This is a genomic window from Arthrobacter cavernae (assembly GCF_017368795.1).
In the GTDB taxonomy this organism is placed as follows: Bacteria; Actinomycetota; Actinomycetes; order Actinomycetales; family Micrococcaceae; genus Arthrobacter; species Arthrobacter cavernae.
In genome coordinates this window covers 1-25,001 of record NZ_JAFNLL010000012.1, presented here as the reverse complement: position 1 = coordinate 25,001, position 25,001 = coordinate 1, and the positions used below count along the sequence as shown (strand labels likewise).

The 25,001-nt window shown below is 68.7% G+C and carries 24 protein-coding genes and 1 pseudogene; 7 read left to right on the top strand and 18 right to left on the bottom strand.

The annotated features are described in order from the left end of the window. Positions 1-70: 70 nt before the first annotated feature. From J1902_RS06455 to J1902_RS06425, 7 genes are all read right to left on the bottom strand, one after another. Positions 71-907 (bottom strand): sugar phosphate isomerase/epimerase family protein, encoded by an 837-nt coding sequence (locus tag J1902_RS06455; protein ID WP_207615431.1) that lies wholly within the window; start codon positions 905-907, stop codon positions 71-73. Between the two features lies 1 nt (position 908). Next, positions 909-1,991, bottom strand: coding sequence for a Ppx/GppA phosphatase family protein (locus J1902_RS06450; protein ID WP_242701697.1), 1,083 nt, complete (start codon positions 1,989-1,991; stop codon positions 909-911). A gap of 91 nt (positions 1,992-2,082) precedes the next feature. Beyond that, positions 2,083-2,517 (bottom strand): SseB family protein, encoded by a 435-nt coding sequence (locus J1902_RS06445; protein WP_207615430.1) that lies wholly within the window; start codon positions 2,515-2,517, stop codon positions 2,083-2,085. 170 nt (positions 2,518-2,687) lie between these two features. Continuing rightward, positions 2,688-3,476 carry a hypothetical protein gene (locus J1902_RS06440; protein WP_207615429.1) on the bottom strand — a complete coding sequence of 263 codons (789 nt, stop codon included), beginning with the start codon at positions 3,474-3,476 and terminating at the stop codon, positions 2,688-2,690. A gap of 455 nt (positions 3,477-3,931) precedes the next feature. After that, positions 3,932-6,658 carry a type I DNA topoisomerase gene (topA, locus tag J1902_RS06435; RefSeq protein ID WP_207615428.1) on the bottom strand — a complete coding sequence of 909 codons (2,727 nt, stop codon included), beginning with the start codon at positions 6,656-6,658 and terminating at the stop codon, positions 3,932-3,934. Between the two features lie 110 nt (positions 6,659-6,768). Further along, the gene (locus J1902_RS19270; RefSeq protein ID WP_307794385.1) at positions 6,769-7,413 is read right to left on the bottom strand and encodes an ArsR/SmtB family transcription factor; all 645 of its coding nucleotides are present in this window, start codon (positions 7,411-7,413) and stop codon (positions 6,769-6,771) included. 36 nt (positions 7,414-7,449) lie between these two features. Then, a complete protein-coding gene (locus J1902_RS06425; RefSeq protein WP_207615426.1) occupies positions 7,450-9,123 on the bottom strand; it encodes a DUF7059 domain-containing protein in 1,674 nt (557 codons plus the stop codon). A 94-nt stretch (positions 9,124-9,217) separates the two neighbouring features. On the opposite strand from J1902_RS06425, the gene J1902_RS06420 reads away from it, so the two are divergent. Together J1902_RS06420 and J1902_RS06415 are read left to right on the top strand one after the other, a co-directional pair. After that, entirely contained in the window at positions 9,218-9,658 is a 441-nt protein-coding gene (locus J1902_RS06420) for a DUF6023 family protein (protein WP_207615425.1), read from the top strand. Between the two features lie 77 nt (positions 9,659-9,735). Next, the gene (locus tag J1902_RS06415) at positions 9,736-10,266 is read left to right on the top strand and encodes a DUF6023 family protein (RefSeq protein WP_207615424.1); all 531 of its coding nucleotides are present in this window, start codon (positions 9,736-9,738) and stop codon (positions 10,264-10,266) included. An 8-nt stretch (positions 10,267-10,274) separates the two neighbouring features. On the opposite strand, the gene trhO is transcribed toward J1902_RS06415, so the two are convergent. Beyond that, a complete protein-coding gene (trhO, locus tag J1902_RS06410; RefSeq protein ID WP_207615423.1) occupies positions 10,275-11,171 on the bottom strand; it encodes an oxygen-dependent tRNA uridine(34) hydroxylase TrhO in 897 nt (298 codons plus the stop codon). Positions 11,172-11,298: 127 nt separating this feature from the next. Here trhO and J1902_RS06405 point away from each other — a divergent pair, with 127 nt between their 5' ends. Both J1902_RS06405 and sftH read left to right on the top strand, forming a co-directional pair. Further along, entirely contained in the window at positions 11,299-11,994 is a 696-nt protein-coding gene (locus J1902_RS06405) for a GNAT family N-acetyltransferase (RefSeq protein WP_207615422.1), read from the top strand. Positions 11,995-12,091: 97 nt separating this feature from the next. Next, entirely contained in the window at positions 12,092-14,434 is a 2,343-nt protein-coding gene (sftH, locus tag J1902_RS06400) for a DEAD/DEAH box helicase (RefSeq protein ID WP_207615421.1), read from the top strand. A gap of 116 nt (positions 14,435-14,550) precedes the next feature. Here sftH and J1902_RS06395 read toward each other — a convergent pair whose 3' ends face one another. The 7 genes from J1902_RS06395 to ssd form a co-directional block, all read right to left on the bottom strand. After that, the gene (locus tag J1902_RS06395; RefSeq protein WP_207615420.1) at positions 14,551-14,949 is read right to left on the bottom strand and encodes an Rv3654c family TadE-like protein; all 399 of its coding nucleotides are present in this window, start codon (positions 14,947-14,949) and stop codon (positions 14,551-14,553) included. After that, positions 14,946-15,476, bottom strand: a complete 531-nt coding sequence (locus tag J1902_RS06390) for a TadE family type IV pilus minor pilin (RefSeq protein ID WP_207615419.1) — start codon at positions 15,474-15,476, stop codon at positions 14,946-14,948. Before J1902_RS06390 ends, J1902_RS06395 begins: the two co-directional genes overlap by 4 nt. After that, positions 15,473-15,907: a DUF4244 domain-containing protein gene (locus J1902_RS19260; protein WP_242701695.1), complete on the bottom strand. Its 435-nt coding sequence runs from the start codon at positions 15,905-15,907 to the stop codon at positions 15,473-15,475. Before J1902_RS19260 ends, J1902_RS06390 begins: the two co-directional genes overlap by 4 nt. A gap of 144 nt (positions 15,908-16,051) precedes the next feature. After that, positions 16,052-16,672 (bottom strand): type II secretion system F family protein, encoded by a 621-nt coding sequence (locus J1902_RS06380; protein WP_207615418.1) that lies wholly within the window; start codon positions 16,670-16,672, stop codon positions 16,052-16,054. Next, positions 16,672-17,505: a hypothetical protein gene (locus J1902_RS06375; RefSeq protein WP_207615417.1), complete on the bottom strand. Its 834-nt coding sequence runs from the start codon at positions 17,503-17,505 to the stop codon at positions 16,672-16,674. The genes J1902_RS06380 and J1902_RS06375 overlap by 1 nt, the downstream gene beginning before the upstream one ends. Beyond that, the gene (locus tag J1902_RS06370; protein WP_372434396.1) at positions 17,502-18,782 is read right to left on the bottom strand and encodes a TadA family conjugal transfer-associated ATPase; all 1,281 of its coding nucleotides are present in this window, start codon (positions 18,780-18,782) and stop codon (positions 17,502-17,504) included. The genes J1902_RS06375 and J1902_RS06370 overlap by 4 nt, the downstream gene beginning before the upstream one ends. A gap of 35 nt (positions 18,783-18,817) precedes the next feature. Then, the gene (ssd, locus tag J1902_RS06365) at positions 18,818-19,981 is read right to left on the bottom strand and encodes a septum site-determining protein Ssd (RefSeq protein ID WP_242701694.1); all 1,164 of its coding nucleotides are present in this window, start codon (positions 19,979-19,981) and stop codon (positions 18,818-18,820) included. A 212-nt stretch (positions 19,982-20,193) separates the two neighbouring features. Here ssd and J1902_RS06360 point away from each other — a divergent pair, with 212 nt between their 5' ends. The 3 genes from J1902_RS06360 to J1902_RS06350 all read left to right on the top strand — a co-directional run bounded on the left by J1902_RS06360 (position 20,194) and on the right by J1902_RS06350 (position 23,062). Beyond that, a complete protein-coding gene (locus tag J1902_RS06360; protein WP_207615526.1) occupies positions 20,194-21,879 on the top strand; it encodes a bifunctional 3'-5' exonuclease/DNA polymerase in 1,686 nt (561 codons plus the stop codon). Positions 21,880-21,976: 97 nt separating this feature from the next. Next, entirely contained in the window at positions 21,977-22,615 is a 639-nt protein-coding gene (locus J1902_RS06355; protein WP_207615525.1) for a CHAD domain-containing protein, read from the top strand. A 246-nt stretch (positions 22,616-22,861) separates the two neighbouring features. Next, positions 22,862-23,062: a YegP family protein gene (locus J1902_RS06350; RefSeq protein ID WP_207615416.1), complete on the top strand. Its 201-nt coding sequence runs from the start codon at positions 22,862-22,864 to the stop codon at positions 23,060-23,062. Between the two features lie 73 nt (positions 23,063-23,135). Here the strand turns inward: J1902_RS06350 and J1902_RS06345 are convergent, their stop codons facing one another. The 3 genes and pseudogenes from J1902_RS06345 to J1902_RS06335 all read right to left on the bottom strand — a co-directional run. Next, on the bottom strand, positions 23,136-23,813 hold the full coding sequence (locus tag J1902_RS06345; protein WP_207615415.1) for an NUDIX hydrolase: 678 nt from the start codon (positions 23,811-23,813) through the stop codon (positions 23,136-23,138). Beyond that, positions 23,810-24,604: an endonuclease III gene (gene nth, locus J1902_RS06340; protein ID WP_207615414.1), complete on the bottom strand. Its 795-nt coding sequence runs from the start codon at positions 24,602-24,604 to the stop codon at positions 23,810-23,812. Before nth ends, J1902_RS06345 begins: the two co-directional genes overlap by 4 nt. Positions 24,605-24,614: 10 nt before the next feature. After that, positions 24,615-25,001: pseudogene (locus tag J1902_RS06335) on the bottom strand (hypothetical protein); the annotation flags it as partial.

Sequence of the window (25,001 nt, the reverse complement as noted above, 5' to 3'; positions counted from 1 at the left end):
CTTTCGCCTTAAACGCCGGCACTCGGCGGTGGCCGCCGTCGCCGCACAGCCGGCCTGCCGCCGTCGGGTGCTAGTTTTCGAAACTCCGCACCAGCGGTGCCCCCAGGTGCTGGCGGGCGAAACGCAGCGTTTCGGCGAGCATCTGTTCGCGCTCCCCTGCGATCTTGGCCTTGCGCGTGGAGATCTCGGCCACCACCACTCCGTTGAACCCGTTGGAGGCAATGTGCTGGAGGACATCGGCACACTGTTGCGTTCCTGTTCCGGGGATCAGATGCTCATCCTTGCCGGAGCCGGAGCCGTCCGTCAGGTGGACGTGGCGCAGCTTGTTGCCCAGCGCCTGCACGGCCTCCAGGCTGTTGACCCCCGCGGTGGCGGCGTGCGAGAAGTCCCACGTGACGTCGTCGTAGTCCTGGCCGATCGGGTCCCAGTGCGGCAGGTATGCCAGCGCTTCCCGGCCGCGCACACGCCACGGGTACATGTTCTCCACCGCGATGTGGACCTGGTACAGCGCAGCGATCTCGCGGACGCCTTCGGCGAAGTTCTCCGCGTAGTTGGCCTGCCAGCGGAACGGCGGATGGACCACCACGGTGTCGCAGCCCACCTCGCGGGCCATCCGGCAGGACATCACTATCTTGTTCCACGCCGCACCCCACACCTGCTGGGTCAGCAGCAGCGTGGGGGCATGGATGGACACGATCGGCTGCCGGTAGCGGTGGCTGAGCTGGACCAGGGCGTCCAGGTTCTGGCTCGTGGCGTTGTTGGTGACCATGACCTCTACGCCGTCGTAGCCGAGGTCCTGCGCCACGGCGAAGGCGTCGTGGACGCTCAGCGGGTAGACGGACGCGCTGGAGAGCGCCACCGGGATGCGGGGGCCGTTTGCTTCGGGGTGCTCGACGTCGGTGCTCATCTCAGACCGTCAGCCCGCCCGCCGCGGGGGCCGGTTCCGCCGCGGGGTCCCGGAGGGCCTCGTCCATGCTCTCCTGCAGCTTGGCGGCCTTCCTGGCGGCCTTTTCCTTGGTCTTGGCGGCCTTGCCCACGTGCGGTGCGGGATCCAGTGCATCGTCAAAGACCAGCTGGTCGAGGCGGCGCAGGATCAGGCCTTCGCGCAAGGCCCAGGGGCAGATCTCCATCTTGGGAAACTCGAACATTTCCAGCGCGGCCTCGGCCACGAGCGCACCGGCCAGCAGCTGCCGGGCCCGGGCATCCGACACGCCGGGCAGGTACAGCCGGTCCGCCACGGTCATGGCGGAGATGCGCTGGGACCACAGACCGAGGTCCGTGGCGTGGAGTTCGCGTTTTACGTAGGGGCCGGCACCGCTGGGGGCGGCCCCCGCGATCCGCGCGAGCGAGCGGAAGGTCTTGGACGTCCCTGCAACGAGGTTGGCCCGGCCCAGGGAGGCAAAGCCGGGAATCACCGGCTTGAGGGTGTCTCGGATGTAGCGGCGCAGTGCCTTGACGCTCTTGGCCGTGGGCGGATCGTCATGCAGCCAGTCACGCGTCAGCCGGCTGGCCCCCAGCGGGACCGAGGTGGCGAGTTCGGGAAGCTCGTCCGTGCCGTAGGCCATTTCGAAGGAGCCGCCGCCGATGTCCAGGTCCAGGATGGGCCCGGCGCCCCAACCGTACCAACGCCGCACGGCGAAGAACGTCATGGAGGCTTCCTCGCTGCCGGTCAGTTCCTGCAGCGTCACGGTGGTTTCGTGCTTGACCCTGGCCAGCACCTCGGCGCCGTTGCTGGCTTCGCGGATGGCCGAGGTACAGAACGCGAGGAGGTCCTTGGCCTTGTGGCGGGCCGCGAACTCCCAGGCTTCGAGGATGAATTCGATCAGTTCGTGCTGGCCGGCGTCGGTGATGTTGCCGTCGCCGTCCTGATACTGCACCAGCGACAGGGGTCGCTTGTGCGAGGCGAAGGCTACGGGGCGTGCGCCCGGGTGCGCGTCCACCAGTAGAAGGTGGACGGTGTTGGACCCGATGTCGAGAACGCCAAGACGCATTCTGCCATTATTCCCCGATTCGAAGCCCGCGGAGCAAATTGGCGGGGCGTTTCTCGCATCTTGGCGGCCGGTGGCACCCGGCTGGCAGCCGCTATTCCGCGGGCTGCCCGGCTTCGTCGGCGCGCTTGAAGTCGCGGCGGATGTTGGAGATGCCTTCCGGGTCGATTTCGAAGCCGTAGGCGCTGCCGGGGTTGATGACCATGCCGAGTTCGTCGCCGATGTTGCCCAACACGGCCGAGCCCATGGTGCCCAGGACGTACGGGGCGGCCTCGAGGAAACGGGTGTCCACGCGGCTGGGGTGGCTGAACACGGCAAGGACGGGCTGGCCCTCGGCGTTGGAGAGCACCAGCGGCTCCACCGACGATTCCGGGCCTTCCACGGCCTCGGCGCTGATGAGGAACACCTCGTTGTTGAGGAAGGCCAGGATGACGTCCACGGGGTTCGCATCCGGCTGTTCGGCCAGGGCAAGCTGGGCTTCGAGGTCGTTCAGGGGCGCGTCGTCCGGGGAAACCGTCTGTTCAGTCATGCTTCTACTCGACCACAGCTGCCGTCCGGGACGCAATTCCGGCCGTCCGCTCTTGGCCGAGTCCCCGCCGTCGAGATCGTGGGTGCGGGCCAAGCGCTGCGTTCCGGAACCAAGTCCCCGGCGCAGGCCCACGTATTCAGACCGAAGCCACCAAGCCCGCACCCACGAACTCAGCCCCCAAGCAGCCTGAGCAGCCGTACCTTCAGGCCTCGTTCGTCAAAGAGGTCCTTCCATTCGATGCGCAGGATCCGCCAGCCCTGCTCGGTCAATAGCTTCTCCCGCCGGCGTTCCTCGAAAATCACCTCGGCCGTGGGCTTGTAGTCGAAGTATTTGGACTTGCCGTCGAATTCCACGGCCGCACGACGATCCGGCCAGGCGAAGTCGAACCGGTTGGCGCCCCGATGTGTCTTAACCTGGAACTGGAGCACAGGCTCAGGGAATCCCAGCTTGGCTATCGCGTCTCGGGCCAATGTCTCCCCCGCAGACTCGGACAAGGGGCCGGCGAACGCCAACGCCCGGCGGAATGCGGTGACTCCCCTGACACCAACCAGCCTGACGCATTCCAACTCCAACCACTGACGGTTGCCACCAACCCGCAAGGCGTGGTCCAGGAGAACCAGGCCTTGCCGGTAGCTCATCATCAGCGCGCAATCAAGGATGGTGCGGTCGAGGCTTGTCACCGGCAGCCCGTCAATCTCCATCCGGTCACCGGGAAGGAGGGAGCCTGCGTGTGCCCTGACGTCGGTAGCGTGGGATCCCTTTGCCGCATGGTAGGGGATGATCACGTGGATCAGCCGATCAGCATCCCACAGGGATAGGCGATGCAGGCGGGCGGCGGAGGTGTGGCTGAACGTCAGCCCGTCCGCCGAGGCCACAATGGTACGCCTGCCATACGCGGCCAATCGGGCGCGCTCCCGGCCGTCGTCCGAAAGTTCATTCCAGAAGGCGCCACGGACCATGACTCCTGTCCGGACCCTTACCAAGGAGCCGGAGCGGAGGTGCTCGTTGATGTGGCGCTTACTGAGGCCCTGGGCTCTCAGTTCCTCGGTCCGCCAGAGGTTCCCCGCCGGCACCGGAATCGCCGTGGCCCTCTTCAGCCCGGAGGCGGGCCGGACGGGACTTGCGCTTGGCCGGGCGTCGCCACGGGACCTGTCCCTCGGCGGGGCGCCACGGCTTGGATCGGCAACATCTGGCATGTCGGCCCACAAGCTGGCAAGTGGGTCGGTCAAAGCGTGCGGTTGCTGGCTGTTGGAAGACTCCATACATTCAGCTTCAGGGGATGGCACCGGCCATGCCAGCGCCGCAACTGCCTATGTGGAAAACCCTGAACGTGGGTGCGGGCCGGGTGCTGCGTTCTGGAACGCAGCACCCGGCCCGCACCCACGGACTCAAGCAGGCCAAGGCCACCAAGCGGTTACTTCTTGGCTGCGGCCTTCTTCGCCGGCGCCTTGCGGGCCGTGGTGGTCCGCTTGACCGGGCCCTTGGCGCGCTTTTCGGCGAGGAGTTCGATGGCCTGCTCCCGGGTCAGCTCCTCCAGGGAGGTTGCCCGCGGAACCGTGATGTTGGTGACGCCGTCGGTGATGTACGGGCCGAAGCGGCCTTCCTTCACCACGATGTTCTTCTCCGAGACCGGGTCCGGGCCGAACTCGGCCAGCGGTGGCACGGCGGCACGGGCACCACGCTGCTTGGGCTGCGAGTAGATCTCCAGCGCCTGTTCCAGCGTGATCGTGAAGATTTCCTCTTCCGTGCCGATCGAGCGGGAGTCGGTGCCCTTCTTCAGGTACGGGCCGAAGCGGCCGTTCTGCACCGTGATCGGGGTGCCTTCCGCGTCGTCGCCGAGCACCCGGGGCAGGCTCATGAGCTGCATGGCCTCGTCCAGGGTGATGGAGTCAACCGTCATGGACTTGAACAGCGAGCCGGTGCGCGGCTTGGCCTTGACGGGCTTCTTCGGCGGCTTGGGCTTGCCGTTCTTGTAGTACTCCACCGGCTGGTTGGCCAGCTGTTCCTCGGTCACCTCCGGGATGACCTCGGTGACGTAGGCGCCGTAGCGGCCGTTCTTGGCCACCACCGTGTGCCCGGTGTGGGGGTCGTTGCCCAGGACGCGTTCCTCCGGGGCTGCCGTCTCCATGAGCTCGATGGCCTTGGCGGGCGTGAGCTCGTCCGGGGCCAGGTCCTCGGGCACGTTGGCGCGGGCCGATTCCACCACTTCACCGGTCTTGGCGTCGATGGTGGGGATGGAGCTTTCCAGGTACGGGCCGAACTTGCCCACGCGCAGGGTGATGCCTTCGGCGATCGGCACGGAGTTGATCTCGCGGGCATCGATTTCGCCGAGGTTGTTCACAATGCTGAGCAGGCCGGGATCGGAGTCTTCACCGTAGTAGAAGTGCTTGAGCCACGCCGCGCCCACGGCCTGGCCGTTGGCGATCTTGTCCAGGTCGCCTTCCATGTCGGCCGTGAACTCGTAGTCCACGTAGTCCGTGAAGTGCTGCTCGAGCAGGCGGATCACCGAGAACGCGATCCAGCTCGGCACCAGGGCCGAACCCTGCTTCCGGACGTAGCCGCGGTCCTGGATGGTGGAAATGGTGGAGGCATAGGTGGACGGGCGGCCGATGCCCTTCTTTTCCAGCTCCGCCGTGAGGGAGGCTTCCGTGTAGCGCGGCGGCGGCGAGGTGTCGTGGCCGATCGCAACGATCTCGGAGGCGCTCAGGGCATCGTCCTTGGCCACGTTGGGCAGGCGGCGGGCTTCCTCGGAGTCCTCGTCTCCGCGGCTCTCGTCCTTGCCTTCTTCATAGGCGGCCAGGAAGCCGGGGAAGGTGATGACGGTACCGGAGGCCGAGAATTCGGCGTCGCGGCCGTCGCTCGCCACGGCACCGAGGCGGATGGTGGCGGTGGATCCCTTGGCATCGCCCATCTGGGAGGCAACGGTGCGCTTCCAGATCAGCTCGTAGAGGCGGAACTCATCGCCGGAGAGCTGGCTGGCCACCTGGGCCGGCGTGCGGAACGAGTCACCGGCGGGGCGGATGGCCTCGTGGGCTTCCTGCGCGTTCGCTGCCTTGCCGGTGTAAACCCGGGGGGACGCCGGGATGTACTCGGGGCCGTAGAGCTCGGAGGCCTGGCGGCGGGCGGCCGTGACGGCTTCATCGCTCAGCGCGGACGAGTCCGTACGCATATAGGTGATGTAGCCGTTTTCATACAGGCGCTGGGCCACCTGCATGGTGCTCTTGGAGGAGAAGCGCAGCTTGCGGCCGGCTTCCTGCTGCAGCGTGGACGTGGTGAACGGGGCGGCAGGCCGGCGGGTGTACGGCTTGGTGTCGACGGAGCGGACACGGAAGTCCGCGGTCTCCAGCGCAGCCGCCAGCGAGGTAGCCAGCTCCTCGTTGAGGTGCACGGCGTTGGAGGAGGTGAGCACGCCGTCGTCGTTGAAGTCGCGGCCGCTGGCAACCTTCGCGCCGTCCACGGCAGCAAGCTTGGCCTTGAAGGATGCCGAACCGGCGCCGAACTGGCCGGTCAGGTCCCAGTAGGACGCGGACCTGAAAGCCATGCGCTCGCGTTCGCGGTCCACCACCATGCGGGTGACCACGGACTGCACGCGGCCAGCGGACAGGCCGCGGGCCACTTTGCGCCACAGGACCGGGGAGATCTCGTAGCCGTAGAGGCGGTCCAGGACGCGGCGGGTTTCCTGGGCGTCCACGAGGGCGGTGTCGACGTCCCGCAGGTTGTCCATGGCCCGGTGGATGGCTTCCTTGGTGATTTCACCGAAGGTCATGCGGTAGACGGGAACCTTGGGCTTCAGGACCTCCAGGAGGTGCCACGCGATGGCTTCGCCTTCGCGGTCCCCATCGGTTGCGAGATAGAGCGCGTCAGCGTCTTTCAGCTGGGCCTTGAGCTCGGCAACCTTTTTCTTCTTGTCCGGGGACACCACGTAGTACGGCTTGAAGTCGTTTTCGATGTCGACGGCGAACTTGCCAACCGAGGTCTTCTTCAGTTCTGCAGGGAGGTCCGAGGGCTGCGGGAGGTCACGGATGTGGCCGATGGAGGCCTCGACAATGAAGCCTTCGCCCAGGTACTTGGCGATGGTCTTGCTCTTGGCAGGAGACTCCACGATCACGAGTTTCTTGCCGGTTTTGGCCTTGCTTGGCACGGTGCTCCTACAGAAAAAGATTTGCTCGGGCGATGTGCCCATATTGGCCTAGTTCACCATATTTTGCAGAATCCTGCGCATCTATGTGGAAAACCCGGGGCCCTGGCCGTCTACTGGTTTCCGGGCGCCACCCGGTCATCCGGGATCATCGACCACAGCGTGGCGACCCTCTGCGCACCGGCGGGGATCCGTGCGGGATCCTCGAGTTCGTAGCTTCGCAGGAGCTCGAAAAGCTTCTCGGAGAGCTCGGCCCGTTGCTGGTCGGTCAGGTACAGCAGGTTGCTGGACAGCATCACCGAGCTGGGCTCCGCAGCGGCATTGCCGTGCTGCCGCCGTTCGGCCCGAGCCCGGGCAAATGCCGCTGCCCGCCGCCGGAAAGCATCCAGTTCGAGGTCGACGACGGCGATCTCGGGGTTCGCGGCGCTGCCGCCGGATTTGATGGTGAAGTCCGTTCCGGCCGCCTTCCAGCGCCGTTCACGGGCGTCGCCGGACGTTTCAGCCGGCGCGACGATCCCCCATTTCCGCAGTGCCCGCAGGTGATAGCTCATGGCGCTGGGGGTCAGCCCGGTACGGGCGGCAAGCTCCGTGGCGGTGTGGCTCGCTTGGGTGGCGTAGAGCTCCGAAATGACCTCAAGGCGGGCAGCATGGGCGAGGGCACGGATGGCTTTGGGATCGCTGATCTCGACCGTTTTCTCTGGCCGTTTCCGGCGGGCGGCCACTGCCGCGGCCTCCCCTTGCTGCCTGTCTGCAATCACCTGATCAGTGTAGCCAGCGCTCTGGCCGCCCACGGGCTAGTGTCCTTCCGGGAGGAGGAAGCCGTCGCGCACCAAGTTGCCGACCTCCTCCAGCAGGCCTGCGCGGAAGGCCTCCGGCTCGAAGTCCTCGCCCCCGCCCAGTAGCGCGGCAAGCGCGCCGATGATCTGGCGGACGGAGAGTTCACCGTCGCACGCGGAGACGAAACCGGCGAGTTCGGTGCTCAGCAGGTTGGTCCGGCGCAGGCCGGCTCCCTGGCGCAGGAGGATGACGCCCGGGTGTTCTGCGCCGGGGCGCTGGTGGCGTTCCTCCGTGACGTCCTCGGCAACCACCAGGTGGGCCTCCGCCAGGTGGTGGGCGGCCAGCCAGTCGGCGCGCTCCACCGAAGCGCCAAGGTGCGGACCCACGGGCTGTTCGATGGGGTAGGTGATTTCCTCGAAGCGGCTGATGGCAGCAGCGTTCCCGGTATCTGCGGCGTTCTCCCCGCTTGCGGCGTTCGCGGTATCTGCGGGGCGGCGAAGCCAGATCATGCCGAAGCCGATGCCCTCCACGTTGCGCGAAGCGAAGTCCGCCAGGTAGGCGGCGTACGACTCCTGGTAATGGCCGCGGTCCCGGGTTTCCGAGGCGTCCTGCAGCCAGGTTTCCGCGTACTGCTCCGGGCCCACCTGCTCGCGCTGTATGAACCAGGCGTCGGTGCCGGAACCGTCCAGCCAGGACTTGGGCCGCTCGCTCCACCGCGTGCCGGCCGTGATTTCCCAGTTTCCAAGCATCTGGGCCGTGCCGCCGGGGGCCAGGACCCCGAACAGGGTCCGGACCAGGCTGGCCACGATGTCATCTCCCGGCAGCCCGCCGTCGCGGTACGTGAACTGCTCTGACGCGGACTCGCCGGTGCTGCGCGGGGTGATCACAAAAGGCGGGTTGGAGACCACCAGCCCGAAGTGCTCCCCCGCGACCGGCTCCAGCAGCGATCCGAGGCGCAGGCTGACGCGGGCTTCCAGGTTTTTGGGGTCCAGGTGCAGGGCCTCCGCGTTGAGCAGGAGGTTGAAGCGGGTGAAGGCCAGCGCTCGCTCGGAAATGTCGGTCGCTGTGACGTGATCGCAGTGGTGCAGCAGGTGGAAGGTCTGGATGCCGCAGCCGGTCCCGAGATCCAGGGCACGTTCCGTGTGGCGCCGGATGGTGGTCTGCACCAGCGTGGTGGAGGCCTGCCCGATGCCCAGCACATGGTCATGGCGCAGCACGCCGGCACGTTGGTGGGCCGCAAGGTCGCTGGAGACCCACAGCTCCGCACCTCCGCTGCCGTCCTCATTCGCATCCCAGCCGTAGGGGCGCAGATCCGCCTTGGCGGCGACAGCGCCGTCGTCCAGCTCGACCAACCCCAGCTCAAGCAAGCCCGCGGTGCGGATGCCCGGAAGGGCGGCGTCGATCTCTTCCGGCGGCTGCGGGACGGCGAGGAGCCACAGACTGACAACGGCGGCGAGCGCACGGGCACCCGGATCCGCCTTGACGGCCTGGCCGGTGACGATCAGGGCGGGGATCAACTGGTCCCGATTAAGCGCCGAGGACGCGGCGGCGCCCAGGAACGCGGCGACTCCGTCCACCGTATAGCCGACGGCGCGAAGGTCCGCCGCGAGCGCCACGAGCAGCTCCGGGAGGTCGCTGCGCGGGGCGTCGGGGATGTTGCCGGTGGCGAAAATGCTTGCGGAATCAGTCACCCTGCCAGTCTATTGCCGCGATTCCCGGAGGCTGACCGGGCAATGCCCCTATGTGGACAAAGCCCCAGCAGGCCGGAGCAGGTAGCGTTGAAGCATGGTTTTCCTCCCCTCCACATGGCGCCTCGCCGCCCTGCTTGCCGTCGCGGCAGGCACCGTCGCGGCAGCAACCGCCTGCCAGGCGCCCGGCAGCATCACCGACGCAGACGTCCCCTCCTGGAAGGCCACGACCCTGCCGTCCGCCAGCGGCATCGTTCTGGAGGATGCAGGGAAGATCCTCAACCGGGACCCCATCGTCAAGGACGCGGCCAGTGTCACCGCCGGGAACTACAGGCTCACCATGGCCTGCGACGGCGGCGGCAAGGCCTTCTTCGCCGTGACCTCCGCAGGCAGGCAGATCGCCGACGCCGGGGCGGCCTGCAACGGCAGCCTCGAAACGGTCAGGATCAAGGTGGCCACAAGCGGGCCGCTGAGCATCAGCACCTCAAGCGTGGACGCACCCTTGATCTATGCCTACCAACTGGTTCCCGCCGCCTGACGGGCGTTCCGGCCCGGCTCCGGCGTCCCGGGCGGATGGTCTTTTGGCCGCCGATGCTGCAGGCGTAGAGTCAGCACATGGGCAGCCCGGGCGCCCGGCAGGTGCGGTCTGGACGGCTGGCGGGTGCCGCCGTCGTGATTTTGCTTGGGCTCTGCGGCCCGCTGGCCGCCTGCGAGTACATCGACGACGGCGGGAGGCCGACCCCCAGCCCCGCCGCACGGTCCTTCACGGATCCGGTGCTGCCGCGCGACCCGGAGCTGGGCCGGACGGTCACCGGGGAAAAACTGGACGCCTGGGCCCGGGCCGTGGTGCCGGACTCCCAGGGGCAGTCGTTCTATGAAAGCCACGGGCTCGTGAAGGCCGGGGAATCGCGCACCGAACAGACCGTGCAGCTCCCCGGCGGCTCCTACGCCGTGTCCCTGGCCTGCCGGGGGACCCGCCGGGCATCATTCGTGGTGAAGAACGGCAACGCGGCACTGGTGGAGCTCACGCTGGACTGCGCCAACACGCGGGTGAACGTGCTGCAGCTGGCGAGGGATGCCGTGCTGGCCATCACGGTGTCGGCGAACAACGACGCGAATTTCGCCTACCGCGTCAGTCGGCTTTAGCGGGCTGTTCAGGCTGCGGCGCAGCCTCCGGGGCAGCGCAGGGTCTCCGGGCTGGAAGCGCACCCGGCGCAGTACAGGGTCAGGGTCCGGCAGCTGAGGTTCGAGCAGTTCTCGAACTTGTTGGTGGGCGACGCACAGCGCACGCATTCGCCGATGGTCTTGGCGTCCTCGCTGAATTCGACGTGCATGCGCTTGTCGAACACGTACAGCGAGCCCTCCCAGAGTCCCTGGTCCTTGAACGTCTCGCCGTAGCGGACGATCCCGCCGTCGAGCTGGTAGACCTCTTTGAAACCGCGGTTCACCATGAGGCTGGAGAGGACTTCGCAGCGGATGCCGCCGGTGCAGTACGTGACCACCGGCTGGTCCTTGAGGTCGTCGTACTTGCCGGAATCGAGTTCCTTGATGAAGTCGTGCGTGGTGGCGACGTCCGGAACGATCGCATCCTTGAATTTGCCAATCTGCGCTTCGAAGGCATTGCGGCCGTCGAAGAACTTCACTTCCTGTCCGGCTGCCCTCTTCGCCTCCAGCATGGCGTGCAGCTCCTCCGGCTGGAGGTGCGTGCCGCCGCCCACCACGCCGTTCCCGTCCACCTTCAGTTCGCCCGGAGCGCCGAATGAGACGATTTCGTCGCGGACCTTGACGCTCAGGCGCGGGAAATCGGCGGCGCCGCCCTCGGACCACTTGAAGTCGATGCCGTGGAAACCCTTGTATTCGCGGGTGGTCTTGACGTACTGCTTCATGTTGTTCAGCTCGCCGCCCACGGTGGCGTTGATGCCGTCCGGGGAGATCAGGATGCGCCCGGCGAGGCCGAGTTTCTCGCACAGGGCACGCTGCCAGAGCCGCACCGCGTCCGGGTCGGCGATCGGGGTAAAGCCATAAAAGAGCACAATTCGGTTCAAAGCCACGTATTTAAGCGTACTTGGTGGGGGAAAATCCGCGTGTCGGAAGCTTTCGCAAGGCGCCCGAAGTGTTAATGCTGCTGATACTGGCGGCCCCCTGTTGCTAAATGCGGCGCTGGCATAGTCTCTCTACATGAGTGCAGACGCCTTGGTTGAAGACATCGCTCATCTGTTGGAAGTCTGGGTAGCCGGCTGGTCCGGCTGCCGGGGCTATGAAACACGCAACGAGGGCCGCTTCCCGGCGGCCTTGCGCGCTGACAAGACCGGCGATTGGGAGTACTTCGCGCATGATCCTTCGGACGGCGAATTTGCCGAGCTTGCCGCCAAGACATCGGAAGCCCCCACGCGCATCCTCACCGTCCTGACGAATGACGTCGCCCGGTACTCGTTCCTGGCCGGGCAGCATGGGCTGCATGTCACCTCGGCGTCCCAGACCATGATGATCGTGGACATGGAAACCCAGGATTCCGAGGACCCGTGGCTGCATGACGATGACCTGGAGCTGGCCACGTCCGAGGCCAACGGCGTGCACCACGCCGTGGTCCATTCCGGCGAACAGGTGGCCGCGAGCGGCCGTGTGTACGTGGTCAAGGGCACGGCAGTGTTCGACAAGATTGTCACGGAACCGGCGTTCCAGCGCCGCGGGCTGGGCAGTTTCATCATGAAGGCGCTGGCAGCGCAGGCCTTCGAACATGACGTCCAGAACGGCCTCCTGCTGGCTTCCCTGGACGGGCAGAAGCTCTATTCGCACCTTGGCTGGAAGGACGTCTGCCACGTGCTGATGATTTCCACCAGGGGCGGAGAGGCAGCCGACCTCTCGGTGGCGTAGCCGCATCGCTGGCGTGGTCCTGCCCGGCGGCGGTGGTGCCCGCAGCGGTGGTGACTCGGCGGCGCTGGCTCCCCCGGCGCGGTGACAGAATAAACGGGTGGCCACGCACGACTCGCTGATCTCCCTTCTGGGCCGTACTCCGGACCCCGAGCAGCTCCGTCATGTCCGCACCATCCCCGCCCGGCAGGCCGTCCACGAGCCATGGCCGGCCTGGGCCCACCCGGACGTCGTCGCCGCCTACGGCACACTCGGAATCCACGAGCCGTACCGGCACCAGACCGAGGCCGCCGAGCTGGCCCACTCCGGCCAGCACGTGGTGATCGCCACCGGGACGGCGTCCGGCAAGTCCCTCGCCTACCAACTCCCGGCCCTGGATGCGATCCACCGTTCCGAATTGCGCGTGCTGTCCGAGCCCGGAAAAATCCACGACGACGGCGCCGTCACCCTCTACCTGTCCCCCACCAAGGCCCTCGCTGCCGACCAGCTGGCCGCCATCCGCGCCCTGAAGCTGCCCACGGTCCGCGCGGAGACCTACGACGGGGACACCGACCCCTCATCCCGCCGCTGGATCAGGGACCACGCCAACTTCATCCTGGCCAACCCGGACATGCTGCACTTCGGGATCCTGCCGAACCATGCCTGGTGGGCGCGGTTCTTCCGGCGGCTGCGCTATGTGATCGTGGACGAAGCCCACAGCTACCGGGGCGTGTTCGGTTCACATGTGGCCAATCTGATGCGCCGGCTCCGGCGCATCTGTGCCTACTACGGGGCAGGGACCTCCTTCCCGGAACCGGTGTTCATCGCGGCGTCGGCAACGGCATCCGACCCCGGCACGTCCTTCGGCCGGCTCATCGGCGCCCCGGTCAAGGAAGTCTCGGAGGACTGCTCGCCGCATGGTTCCACAACGGTGGCGTTCTGGGAACCGGCGCTGACCGAACTCAAGGGCGAAAACGGTGCCAAGAATCGCCGGACGGCCGTTGCCGAGACCGCAGACATTCTGGCCAATCTGGTCTCCTCGCGCGTCCGCACCATCGCCTTCATCAAGTCACGGCGCGGAGCCGAGACCATTTCGTCCATCGCCAAGAGGCTTCTGGAAGAGGTGGACCCGAGCCTGCCCCGGCGGGTGGCGGCCTACCGCTCCGGTTACCTGCCCGAGGAACGCCGCGCCCTGGAGCGGGCACTGAGGTCCGGTGAGCTGCTGGGTGTTTCCAGCACCTCGGCGTTGGAGCTGGGCATCGATATCTCGGGCCTCGACGCCGTGCTCGTGGCCGGCTGGCCAGGAACCAGGGCGTCGCTTTTCCAGCAGATCGGCCGTGCCGGCCGTGCGGGACAGGATGCCATCGCGGCCTTCGTGGCAAGCGACGACCCCCTGGACACCTACCTCGTGAACCACCCGGAGGCGATCTTCGATGTGTCCGTGGAAGCGACCGTGTTCGATCCCGGCAACCCCTATGTGCTGGGGCCGCACCTGTGCGCTGCCGCGGCCGAGCTGCCGATCGGGACGGCGGAACTGGAGCTGTTCGGCCCCACGGCCGAGGGCCTGCTGGGACAGCTCGTGACCCAGGGGTATCTGCGGAAGAGGCCTGCCGGCTGGTTCTGGACGCACCCGGAGAGCGCCGCGGCCATGGTGAACCTGCGGGCCGACGGCGGCGGACCGGTGAGCATCGTGGACTCCGAAACCGGGTCCCTCTTGGGGACCATGGATTCGCCCCAGACCCACTACCAGGCGCACACCGGGGCCGTCTACGTCCACCAGGGCGACAGCTACCTCGTGGAAGACCTGAATGAAGAGGAGCACTGCGTGATGGTCCGCCGGGCCAACCCCGATTTCTACACGACGGCCCGGGACGTAACGCAGATCGAAGTGCTGCAAACCCTCCGGACCGTGGAATGGGGCGATGTCGCGGTCCATTTCGGGGAGGTGAAGGTGACAACACAGGTGGTCTCCTTCCAGCGCAAGGCCTTGATATCGAACGAGATCCTGGGCGAGGAGCCCCTGGAGCTCGGGGCCAGGGACCTCTTCACCAAGGCCGTCTGGTTCGTGGTGCATAACCGCTCACTGACGGGCGCGGGCCTGGTCGAAGCACAGTTCCCCGGCGCACTCCATGCTGCGGAACACGCCGCAATAGGGCTCCTGCCCCTGGTCGCCTCAAGTGACCGTTGGGACATCGGCGGGGTGTCCACGGCCATCCACGCCGACACCGGGGTGCCGACGATTTTCGTGTACGACGGCCACCCCGGGGGTGCGGGCTTCGCGGAGCGGGGCTTCGAGAAGGCCAGGGTGTGGCTCACGGCCACCCGCGACGCCATCCGCTCCTGCGAGTGCGACAACGGCTGCCCCTCCTGCGTGCAGTCCCCCAAATGCGGAAACAAGAACAACCCCCTGGACAAGGCAGCCGCCATCACGCTGATCGACGTATTCCTCAAGGACGCCGTGTAGGAGCGGTTCCCGTGGAGCCTGTGAAGAGCGTGCCGTGATGTAAAAGCGGAAGGCCCCTCGGCATCCGGAGCGCAGCCCAACTCAGCAGTCCCAACCCCATGGTGGCAGCCCGTTTCCTAGGGCGGCGGTCCTGCCCTTGCCCGGCCTGTGGCCGCGCCGAAGGGTGAATGCTGCGCCAACTCTGTCCGGACTTCCACGATCTCGCCGCCGGCCACTGTGCAGGAGAGCACCGCGGCGCTGTGGCGCGCGGCCACGCTGGCCGCGACGGAGCAGGGATCGCCTTGCATGATCCCCCGCGCGGCATCAGCCCCGGCCAGGGCAGCCAGATCTGCCGCCGACGCTGCCCGTGAAGCCATGACACCTGCCTGGGCCAGCAGCAGCACACCCGCCGTCATGAGCATGACCACGATTCCCAAAGAGGCGGCCAAAATGGTTCCCGAACCGCGCTCCCGGTGGCCGGCATCCACGCGCCCCGCACCCGGCCCTGGGGCCGGGCCACCCCTGCGGCCGCTCATGCGGCCACTCCGTGCCAGCCCCACGTCCGGTCCAGTGCGTCGAGCCCGTCTGCGCGGGCTTCCCTCAGCCCCGGAAATGAAACGCCGTGTCCCAACGGATGAACCTGGGCCGCCGCGGCCTGCGGAGTCTCCCCGCGGGCCGATGCCGTGGCCGAGAGCGTCCACGGGATGATGGTGCCGAGGGGCCCGGGAACCCTCGCCGAGGCGGTGACAGTCACCCACTCGCCGTCCTCCGCGACCACCGCCGTGGCGCCCTGTCCGGCAAGTCGCCGGACCACGTCGTCGACGAGTCCGGTGCTCTCGCCGCGGGCCAGGGCCCGGGCACCCGCCCGGGCCGCCTCCTCCAAGCGGAACTGCATGATGCCTGCTGCGGAACCGGCCAGCAGGAAGGCGAGGAGAAGTAGGACCGCTGGCAGGGCCACGGCGAACTCGGCGGTGACGGCGCCCCGGTCCTTCCCCGGACCAGGGTGCCATCCCGCGGCTGCGGGTCCCGCCCGCCCTGCTCGACCGCCGGTGGGCGCGGTCATGGCAACGCGAGGGCCGTGCGGATAAGGTTCAGCAGGAACCCACGGACTTCATCGCTGCGCAGAATGACCACCAGCAGGCCGGCAAAACCGACTGCTGCCAGAGTGGCAATCGCATATTCGGCCGTGGCCATCCCCAGCTCGGATCCCGTGAGGCGGGCGCGGCTGCGGATCTTGCGGCCTGAGCCTGTTCGCAAACCCGGCCCCTTGCCCTCGTGGGCAGGCTCCTCAGCCGCCCGGGACGGGGATGATCCGAGGGGGAGTTCACGGATCGCGGCCGGCCGCGACGGGCCAGCGGACCCCGCCGAGGAGGCCAGCATTGGCGCGACGGCGGGCCCAGCCGGGCTTCCCGGCTCAGACGGCGCCGTGTGGCTTGCGCCATGGGCAGACGGGGTGGCGGAAGGGCCGGACGGGATCTTGGTTGTGGTTTGCATGATGTTCCTTTCGTCGGGTGCCGGCGCTTCTGCCGGTACTTCTTTGACTCTTCCGCGGCCGAGTGGTGCAGGTAAGCGGCGGCTTCGGCTAAGTGGAAAACCGTCCCTGGCGGGAGCGTGTGGAGGGGAACTCGATGCGGCTGGTCAGCCGCCCGGCAGCATGGCGATGAGGACCGGAACCACTCCGAGGCACAGGAAGGCCGGGAGGGAGCACAGGCCCAGCGGGATGACGAGCTTCACGCCCAGGGCAGCCGCCTTCTTCTCCGCGGACCTGAATTGTTCCCGCCGGTCCCGTGCCGCCTGTGCGTAGAGGATCGCCGCGGAGGGGGCGCCGGTCAGGGCGGCGAAGGCGAGGGCATCCTTCAGGCGCAGGACCTCGGCGGTCTGCGCGGCGGAACTGCGCCACGCCGTCTCCCAGTCGGCGCCGATGGCCAGGGCGGCGACGACCGGGCGCAGGGACCGGCTGACCGGAGGCGCAGCACACGCAGCGATCAGCTCCAGTGCCCTCCCGATCCCCGCCCCGGCGTCGAGCATCGCGGCAATGAGTTCAAGCATCATGGCGGTGTCGCGCAGGCCGTCCCTGTGGCCTCCGCGCGCGTCCTGGGATCCTGTGGCTTCCCTGCCGCCGTCCCAGGGCGCAGCGGAAGGCCTGCCCAGGAATTCCATCGTCAGGCGGCCACGACTCCTGCTCGGGCCGGTGAGGGCCAGTCCGGCCGCAAGCCCCAGCAGAAGGGCCACGGCAAGCGCGGGAACCGGTCCGTGCATCACGGTCCTCCCGCCGCGGAGCTGACCAGCCGCGAGGACCAGACCCTGCCGGCCACCGTAAGGACCACACCGGCTGCCAGCGCGGCGACGCCCACGGCATTGCCGAGAAGGATACCCAGCGGATCCACGCCGAGGACCATGCCCAGGCCAAGGCCAAGGACAGGCAGCCAGCTCAGCAGCCGGACAGTGGCTTTGGGGCCGGCGAGCGCTGTTTGACGTGCGGCGTCGGCGTCGTCCTCGGCTTCCAGTTGCGTGCAGAATCGTGTGAGGATGTCCGCCAGCGGGCAGCCGCTGGTTTCGGCAACATCGAGGCAGGCCGCGAGCTCGCCCCAGATCCGCCGCTCGGCCCTGCTTTGCAGCGCCATGGAGCCGCCTTGCTGCGCGAAGGCATGGTCCAGGGTGCTCCGGATGGCGTCCGCGGTTGAGGCTCCGAGGGCCGAGGCTGCCCTGGCTGCGGCGAGGACGTCCAGCGATGCGGGCGACAGGCGGGCGGACGCGGCCGTCACCGCGGGCTGGTCAGGGGCTCGGCCGGCTGGCCTTCCCGGGGACCCACCGCTGGCGGCCGTGCGCTCCTCCCCTCCGTGGACGGTCCACAGTTCCTCCCACAGCTTTGACGACGACCGTCCGCCACGCAGAAGGGCGGCCAACTGCTGGACGAGGACCATGAGGGGCAGCGCCTCCTGCCGTCCCCGTGTCCTCCGCCCCCACGGTTTACGGTCGAGGGGTCCGGCACCGCGGCGCAGCGCGCGCCGCACACGCAGGGCCCGCCCGCGGGGATGGCGCACCACAAGCCAGGCTGCGGCCGCCAGCACCAGGACCAGAAGGACCGTCATGTGGCCTCACCGGTCCGGGTCTTGGGCCCCGGGGCGGCCGGCACCAGCCCCTCCGGCCCCAGCCCCTCCGGCCCCAGCCCCTCCGGCCCCAGCTCGTCCGAATCCAGCCCAAGCTTCGCTGCCAGCCTCCCCCACGCAGGGCCCGCCAGCACCCGGCCTCCGCGCAGTTCCAGGGCGGGCACCACGGTCTGGCCCGCGGCGTCGTCGGTCAGGAGCCCGATGGACGCCACCGTGCGGCCCCGGGCCGTCCGCTCCACGTGGATCACGGCGTCGAGGGCGCTGGAGACCTGCAGCCGCACGGCGTCCTGGCTCAGCCCGGCGAGGGCACCGAGCGCTACCAGGCGGGCCGGCACGGCCTCGGCTGTGTTGGCGTGGATGGTCCCGCCGCCGCCGGTGTGGCCCGTGTTGAGGGCCGTCAGCAGTTCGCGGACCTCCGCGCCACGGCATTCGCCCACGATCAAGCGGTCCGGGCGCATCCTCAGAGCCTGCCGGACCAGCTCGCCAAGATCCAGCGCACCGCCGCCCTCGAGGTTCCCGTGCCGTGATTCCAGAGACACTACATGCGGATGGACCGGGTTCAACTCGGCGGCATCCTCGATCAGGACCAGACGTTCCTCCGGCCGGCTCAGGCCAAGCATGGTGGACAGCAGCGTGGTCTTGCCGGATCCCGTGGCGCCGCTGATCAGGAAGCTCAGTCTTCGCTGCATGACAGCGCGCAGGAGCTGCTCGACGAGCGGACCGAACATGCCGCCGGCCCGCAGCTCCGCCAGCGTGAACACCTCCTCGCGCCGGATGCGGATGGACAGCAGCGTGCCGGCGGTCGATATCGGCGGCAGCACCGCATGGACCCTGTAGCCGCCGTCGAGCCTGACATCCACGCATGGCGAGCCGTCGTCCAGGCGGCGGCCACCGGCCGCAACCAGCCGCACGGCCAGTGCCCTGATTTGGGCCTCGCTCTCGAAGTGGACGGCGGACCGTTCCAATCCATGCCCCCGGTCCAGCCACACGGACTGCGTTCCGTTGACGAAGATGTCTGTCACGGCCGGGTCCCGTGCCAGTTGCTGCAAGGGGCCGAGCCCGTTGAGTTCAGCGCTGATGGTCTCGACGGCGGCGAGCGCCCCGGCGGTGCCAAGCAGGCGGCCGCTGGCATGGACGGCCGCGGCCACGCGTGTAGGCGTGACGGGCCCCGCCCCGGCCATGACGGATTCGCGGACCGTCTCCAGCAGTGCCGAGTCCAGTCGCTGGCTCTGGCGACGCCGCGGCCCGGAGCCAGGCATGCCCGCGCCCAAACCCATGCCCGCGCCCAGGCCGTTCACGGCGCGTCCCCGTCGAGCAGCTCCAGGACACCGGCGGCGAAGCGCCGGACGGGCTTCCGGCGGCCAAGCTCCAGCAGGCGGCCCAGCTCGGCGGCGGTGCCCGTGCCGCGGACTTCGGGAAGGACTCCGTGCAGCGGCAGCCCCAAGGATTCGGCGATGAGCGGTGCGTCCATGCCGGCCCCCGGGTTGCCCCGGATGACGAGTCCGGTGTCCACAGGAGGCAGCTCATTCAGCAGCCGCGCGGCGGCCACTGCCGACTTCAGCTGTGCCGTTGCCAGCAGCAGGATCCTGTCGCAGTCCCAGGCAAACGATCGCAGCGAGTCGGTGCCGCGGCCGATGTCGACGATGACGACTTCAAAGCCGCGCCTGGCCGCGTCCATGACGGCGGCCACGGACGCGGGGTCCACTGCGGGTGGCCGCTCCCTGGTCCCGGGCCAGGAGAGAAAGGAGAAGCCGCCGGCAACGGGAAGGGAGTCGGACAGCTGGGCGTGGTCGATGCTCCCCCGGGCCTCGGCGAGATCGGGCCAGCGCAGGCCAGGGGTGTCCTCCGCGGCGAGGGTGAGCTCAAGGCCTCCGCCCCACGGGTCGCCGTCGATCAGCAGGGTCCGGGCGCCGTGTCCGGCCGCCGCCTGGGCCAGCCAGGCAGCCGCAGTGCTTGCCCCGGCACCGCCGCTCCCGCCGGTCAGTCCGAGCACGTGCCCTCCTGCTTCCGGCGAGCGGGAGGCGCTGAGGTGCTCGGCAAGCCATGCGGCGGCTTCCGGCAGGAGCGCCACGCGCTCGGCACCCAGCACCGCTGCGAGCTGCCAGATGTTGCCGTCCTCGCCGCTGACACCGAGCAGGACAGCAGGGGCCCGCCGGCGCGGCGGGAGCTCGCGGACATCGCTGCCGACCAGGACGATGTCCGCATTGTCCCAGCCTGCGGCGGCCTGGGCAGCGTCCGCGGCGGTCCGCAGGCTCCCTCCGGCCGCGGCCACGATCCGTTCCGTTTCATCGCGGAGAAAATTGTTGCCCGTGACCAGGAGAATCTCACCCGACGCCGGGGGCAGCCACGCGCCGGGACCGTCCCTGCCGCCGTCGCCGCTTCCACGCATGCCGCCATGGATGGTGCCGCTACGTGTATTGCCGCCGGGTGCCCGCTGCTCGAGGTGTCGCCTTCTCATGGAGCCAATGTCGCCGACGACGGCATGCCGGGAACAGCTGGAAAGAGGCGTATGTGGACAACACGTCCCCGGCGCTCCCTGTGGAGGAACGGTCCGACCCCGGCCCCCGCCCCCAACAAGAACAGACCCGCCAACCGCAAGACGCCTGGAACGGAACAGCAGCTGTCCGCAATGCGTGCGGCATCCCGCAGCGGCAGGGCATGATGGAGGGCATGTACCTGCTGCTCGCCGCCCATGCCGACGGCGCAGCCATCCAGCGGGTCTCCCCGGCGGGCAAGGCCACAGCCGACGCGCGTGTTGTCAGCGCAAGCGAGCTGCCCGACGTCGTGCATGAGCTCGAGGCGCAGCGCCCGCGCTGGGTCTGGCTCCGCACCCAGGACTGGTACCCGGCGCTCCTGGCTGCCGGCGTCGAGCTCGAACGGTGCCATGACCTTGCCCTGTGCGGCGCGATCCTGGCCCACTCCGAGTTCACCGCCCACACCAACTACGCCCTGAACGCCGAGAAGCTCACGCAGGACGACGGCTCCCAGCCGCCGCGGGCCCTGCAGCCGCCCGCCCCGCCCGCCGAGCAGGGCGCCCTCTTCGAGGACCCCGGTCCCCGCCAGGCACAGGCCGGCCTCGAGGAGCTCCGCACCGAATTCGCCGCCCAGCAGCACGCCCTGGTCCAGGCGCCGGCGGACAAGCAGAAGAGGCTCCAGCTGTTGCTGGCCGCCGAATCGGCAACGGCCATGATCGCCGCCGAGATGCAGCATTCCGGAGTGCCGTGGCGGGAGCAGCTGCACGAGGAGATCCTGGCCGGCCATCTGGGCCCGCGCCCGCCGGCGGGCCACCGTCCGGCCAAGCTGGAGGCCCTCTGTGCCGAGCTGCGGAGCATCCTCAAGTCGCCGAACCTGAACCCGGACTCCCCGCAGGACCTCATGCGCGCCCTGCACCGCAACGGCATCGAGGTCAAGAGCACCCGGCAGTGGGAACTGCAGGAATCCAGCCACCCCGTCATCGAGCCGCTCCTGGCCTACAAGAAGCTCTCGCGCCTGCACACGGCCAACGGCTGGGCATGGCTGGACACCTGGGTCCGCGACGGGCGGTTCCGGCCCGAGTACGTGGTGGGCGGCGTGGTGTCCGGGCGCTGGGCCTCGCGCGGCGGTGGGGCACTGCAGATCCCGCGCAACATCCGCGGCGCCGTCCATGCCGATCCCGGGCACAAGCTGATCGTCGCCGATGCCTCCCAGCTGGAACCACGCGTGCTGGTGGCACTCGCGCAGGACACCAAAATGGCCGAGGCCGCCCGCGGCAAGGACCTCTACGCCGGCATCGCGGCCCAGGGCTTCGGCGGCGACCGGGCCAAGGCCAAGATCGCCCTCCTCGGCGCCATCTACGGCGCCACCACCGGCGAATCGGGGCGCCTCATGCCCCAGCTCGCCCGGACCTACCCGCGGGCGGTCGGCTTCGTGGAACAGGCCGCGCGCGACGGCGAGGCAGGCCGCACCGTCACCTCGCGGCTGGGCCGCAGCAGCCCGCCGCCGTCGCAGGGATGGCTCCGCAGCCAGCGGTCCACGACGGCGGAGGAGCAGCGCCGCGCGGACAGCCTGGCCCGCTCCAGGGGTCGCTTCACCCGCAACTTCGTGGTGCAGGGTTCCGCCGCGGACTGGGCCTCCTGCTGGCTGGCTGAACTACGACGGCGGCTGCGCACCTTGCGTGCCGAGGGCTCGCCGTCCGGAGAACTGGTGTTTTTCCTCCACGACGAAGTCATGGTCCATGCCCCGGACGATGCGGTGGACGCGTGCATCCGTGCCATCGAGGAATCCGCCAATGCCGCCAAGGAACTCCTCTTCGGCGCCATCCCGGTCGAATTCCCGGTGAGCATCGCCGTCGTCGACTCCTACGACAAGGCGAAATAAGAGCAGCCCGACCGGCCCCAAAGCCCCGGCACCCCCACCCGCCGAGCCGGCCCGACCTTGCCCACACCCCAGCGCCGTAGGACACTGTCCCCGTGGGATCCGACGGCCGCGACGCGCTGGGAACGTACCTTGCTTTCCAGCTGACCGAGCTGGAGGGCTACCTCCCCCTGATCGCGGCAGCCGACCAGGAAGCCATCCACGGCGCACGGCTTGCCTTGGTGCGGGCAAGCGCAGCCACAGGGCCGTCCAGGCAGCCCGGGAGGCCCTCCTCGCAGGAAAGGGCAAGGACTCCCACCGGCTGCGCCATGACGGGCGGCACCACACCTTGGGGGAGCTGGCACGGCGGCTGCAGACCCAGTGGGAGATGCTGCAACTCAGCCTCGCTGCAGAGGCAGCAGCCGGCGACGAATCGGAGCGGAACACGCTGCTGCACCAGGCGCGCAAGGACATCAAGTGCCTACGGTATGAGGTGGAGGCCGTGGCCGAAGCCTTTGGTCCCACCGCGGCAGGGATCATCCAGCCCGCTGTCGCCATGCAGCGGATCCTCGGCGAGCAGCACGACAGCGTGGTGGCCGGAGCGTGGCTTATGGAGCTTGCCGCCCGGCCCGGCGTGGACAGTGCGGACGCCGCGGAGCTCCAGGGCATGGAGGCCCGCCGCCTGGCCGGCGCCGAGGCACAGTTCCGGGCCGCCGTCGAGTTCCCGGTGCCGGCGCCGCGCCGCGTCTTGCTGTTCTGAGCTCACCCGCCTGCGCACCCCGGGCACCCCCGTGCGCAACAGTCGCCCCATGCCAGCCCGCACCCTAGCGCCGGGAAGGCCCTTTGGCCAGCATATTCAGCCAGATGTGCCGGTATGACCCCGGGAAGGTCATGTACCGTGCGGTAACTTCGTTTGCCCTGCGGCATCTGCCTACTATCCCACTGTGGCGTCCGACACATCGCGGACGCCGGTATGCAAGGAAGCATGAAGGGGGAGACTGCAGCTATGGCTGGCAAGTTCGAAATTCTCAAGGACAGCGACGATTTGTACCGGTTCCGGCTCACGGCCGCGGACGGAACAGTTGTGGCAGTGTCGCCGACGTTCAAGCACCTTCAGGGCGTGGTTGCCGGCATCAATGCCGTCCGGGAAAACGCCGCCACGGGTCTCATCGTGGACCGCTCCAACTCGGAGCGCATGGCGGCTTAGCGCATGTGCCGCACCGGCGCCCACAGCGGGCGCCGTGCGGCCCGGGCACTCCAAGACCCAGGCGGCCCCGCCGCTAGATGTCGATCTCGACCAGCCGCTCTTCATCCCACGGGACAGTCCAGCCCAGCTCATCGAAGAGCCCGCTGAGAACCATCCCGGTGAAGCCCCACACCACCACGCCATTGACGGTGAAGCCCGGGCTCCTGAACGTCCGCCCGAAGCGCGTGATGGTGGCCGTGACGCGGTTGTCCGGATCCAGCAGATCGCGCACCGGCACCCGGAATACCTGGGCCGATTCCCCATGGTCCACCACGTGCACCGGGGACGGCGAAGCCCACCACGCCAGCACCGGCGTCACCCTGAAGTTGCTGTGGGCCAGCCCCAGTTCGGGGATGACGCCCAGAACCTGGACACCGCCGGCGTCGAGCCCCGTTTCCTCCACAGCCTCCCGCAGTGCCGCCGCCACCACCGAATCGTCCTCGGGATCGACGCTGCCGCCGGGGAACGCCACCTGCCCGGGGTGGTCATCCAGGGTGTGCGCGCGTTCCAGCAGCAGGACATCCAGGTCCGCGGGCGCGATGGGGCGCCCGGACTCGGCGGGGATGTCATCGAGCACGCCGAACAGCATCAGGACCGCCGCGGGCCTGTTGGTTTCCTCGCCCACCGCCAGCTGCGCCCAATGCTCCGAGCGCTGCTCCCCGCCCGCATCAAAGCGCGTAATCAGTCCTGCCAGGTCCTCGAGCGCCGTCACGAAGGCCTCCTCTGCGATTCCATCCGGATCTCCGCTGCGCGGTGCGTCTCGGCCAGCAGCTGCGCCAGGAGCGCCTCGTTGCCGGGGGCGAGCTCGTACTTGAGCAGTTTGGCGGCCTTGGCGGGGTCGGTCTCGCCGTCGCCGTAGCTGGGGCACAGCGTGGCGACGGGGCAGGCGCCGCAGGCGGGCCGGCGCGCATGGCAGACCCGGCGGCCGTGGAAGACCACGCGGTGGGACAGCATGGTCCAGTCCTTGGGCTCGAACAGTTCCGCGACATCGAATTCAATCTTCACGGGGTCCTCCGAGGCGGTCCAGCCGAAGCGGCGGGCGAGCCTGCCGAAGTGTGTGTCCACGGTGATCCCGGGGACACCGAAGGCGTTGCCCAGCACCACGTTCGCGGTTTTCCGCCCGACGCCGGGAAGCGTCACCAGATCTTCCAGCCGGCCGGGCACCTCGCCGTCGTACTCGTCCACCAGTCGGGTGCTCAGCGCCAGGACATTCTTCGCTTTGGCCCGGAAGAAGCCGGTGGGCTGCAGGATCGCTTCCAGTTCGGCGGGTTCGGCCTCGGACATGGCGCGGGCGTCCGGGTAGCGGGCGAACAGGATCTTGGTGACCTGGTTGACCAGAACATCGGTGGTCTGGGCGGACAGCACTGTGGCCACGACGAGTTCGAAAGGGTTCCGGAAGTCCAGCTCGGCGTGCGCATACGGGTACATCACAGCGAGAGCCTTGTTAATCCGGCGCGCGCGGCGCTTGAGGGCAAGCGGCGTTTCGCCTCCGTCAGCGGCCACGGCGGGCTGCCTAACCGCGCTCGATGTGGCTGAGGTCGCGCAGGACGCCTACCTTGCCGTCGGTGTCCTGGACCAGGAATTCGTGGCCGCGGTCTTCCAGGGCCAGCACCCAGCCGCCGGGTTGGATCGTGAAGACGGGTTCCCCGGTCTGCTCGCTCAGGGCCGGGCGGGGCTGCGCGACGGCGAACCAGAAGGCCTCGTAGGCAGGGGCATGCGCGGACTCCTCGGGGCGGCTTGCCGGGTCCACGGTGGCACCGATGGATTCGCTGACTGCCCGCATGTCCGCGGAGACCACCGGCGTGGCCATGGTGGCCGCCAGCGGCTGCTGTGCGGCTTCGGGCTGGGCTGCCACCGCGGGCTGCGCGGCTGCAGGCTGCGCGGCTGCAGGCTGCGCGGC

Bases quoted from the DNA above. Each gene is read 5' to 3' on its own strand.
- J1902_RS06455 (WP_207615431.1), bottom strand. From the start codon at position 907: ATGAGCACCGACGTCGAGCACCCCGAAGCAAACGGCCCCCGCATCCCG.
- J1902_RS06450 (WP_242701697.1), bottom strand. From the start codon at position 1,991: ATGCGTCTTGGCGTTCTCGACATCGGGTCCAACACCGTCCACCTTCTA.
- J1902_RS06445 (WP_207615430.1), bottom strand. From the start codon at position 2,517: ATGACTGAACAGACGGTTTCCCCGGACGACGCGCCCCTGAACGACCTC.
- J1902_RS06440 (WP_207615429.1), bottom strand. From the start codon at position 3,476: ATGGTCCGTGGCGCCTTCTGGAATGAACTTTCGGACGACGGCCGGGAG.
- J1902_RS06420 (WP_207615425.1), top strand. From the start codon at position 9,218: ATGGTTTTCCTCCCCTCCACATGGCGCCTCGCCGCCCTGCTTGCCGTC.
- J1902_RS06415 (WP_207615424.1), top strand. From the start codon at position 9,736: ATGGGCAGCCCGGGCGCCCGGCAGGTGCGGTCTGGACGGCTGGCGGGT.
- J1902_RS06405 (WP_207615422.1), top strand. From the start codon at position 11,299: ATGAGTGCAGACGCCTTGGTTGAAGACATCGCTCATCTGTTGGAAGTC.
- J1902_RS06395 (WP_207615420.1), bottom strand. From the start codon at position 14,949: ATGAGCGGCCGCAGGGGTGGCCCGGCCCCAGGGCCGGGTGCGGGGCGC.
- J1902_RS06390 (WP_207615419.1), bottom strand. From the start codon at position 15,476: ATGACCGCGCCCACCGGCGGTCGAGCAGGGCGGGCGGGACCCGCAGCC.
- J1902_RS19260 (WP_242701695.1), bottom strand. From the start codon at position 15,907: ATGCAAACCACAACCAAGATCCCGTCCGGCCCTTCCGCCACCCCGTCT.
- J1902_RS06380 (WP_207615418.1), bottom strand. From the start codon at position 16,672: ATGCACGGACCGGTTCCCGCGCTTGCCGTGGCCCTTCTGCTGGGGCTT.
- J1902_RS06375 (WP_207615417.1), bottom strand. From the start codon at position 17,505: ATGACGGTCCTTCTGGTCCTGGTGCTGGCGGCCGCAGCCTGGCTTGTG.
- J1902_RS06370 (WP_372434396.1), bottom strand. From the start codon at position 18,782: ATGCCTGGCTCCGGGCCGCGGCGTCGCCAGAGCCAGCGACTGGACTCG.
- ssd (WP_242701694.1), bottom strand. From the start codon at position 19,981: ATGAGAAGGCGACACCTCGAGCAGCGGGCACCCGGCGGCAATACACGT.
- J1902_RS06360 (WP_207615526.1), top strand. From the start codon at position 20,194: ATGTACCTGCTGCTCGCCGCCCATGCCGACGGCGCAGCCATCCAGCGG.
- J1902_RS06350 (WP_207615416.1), top strand. From the start codon at position 22,862: ATGGCTGGCAAGTTCGAAATTCTCAAGGACAGCGACGATTTGTACCGG.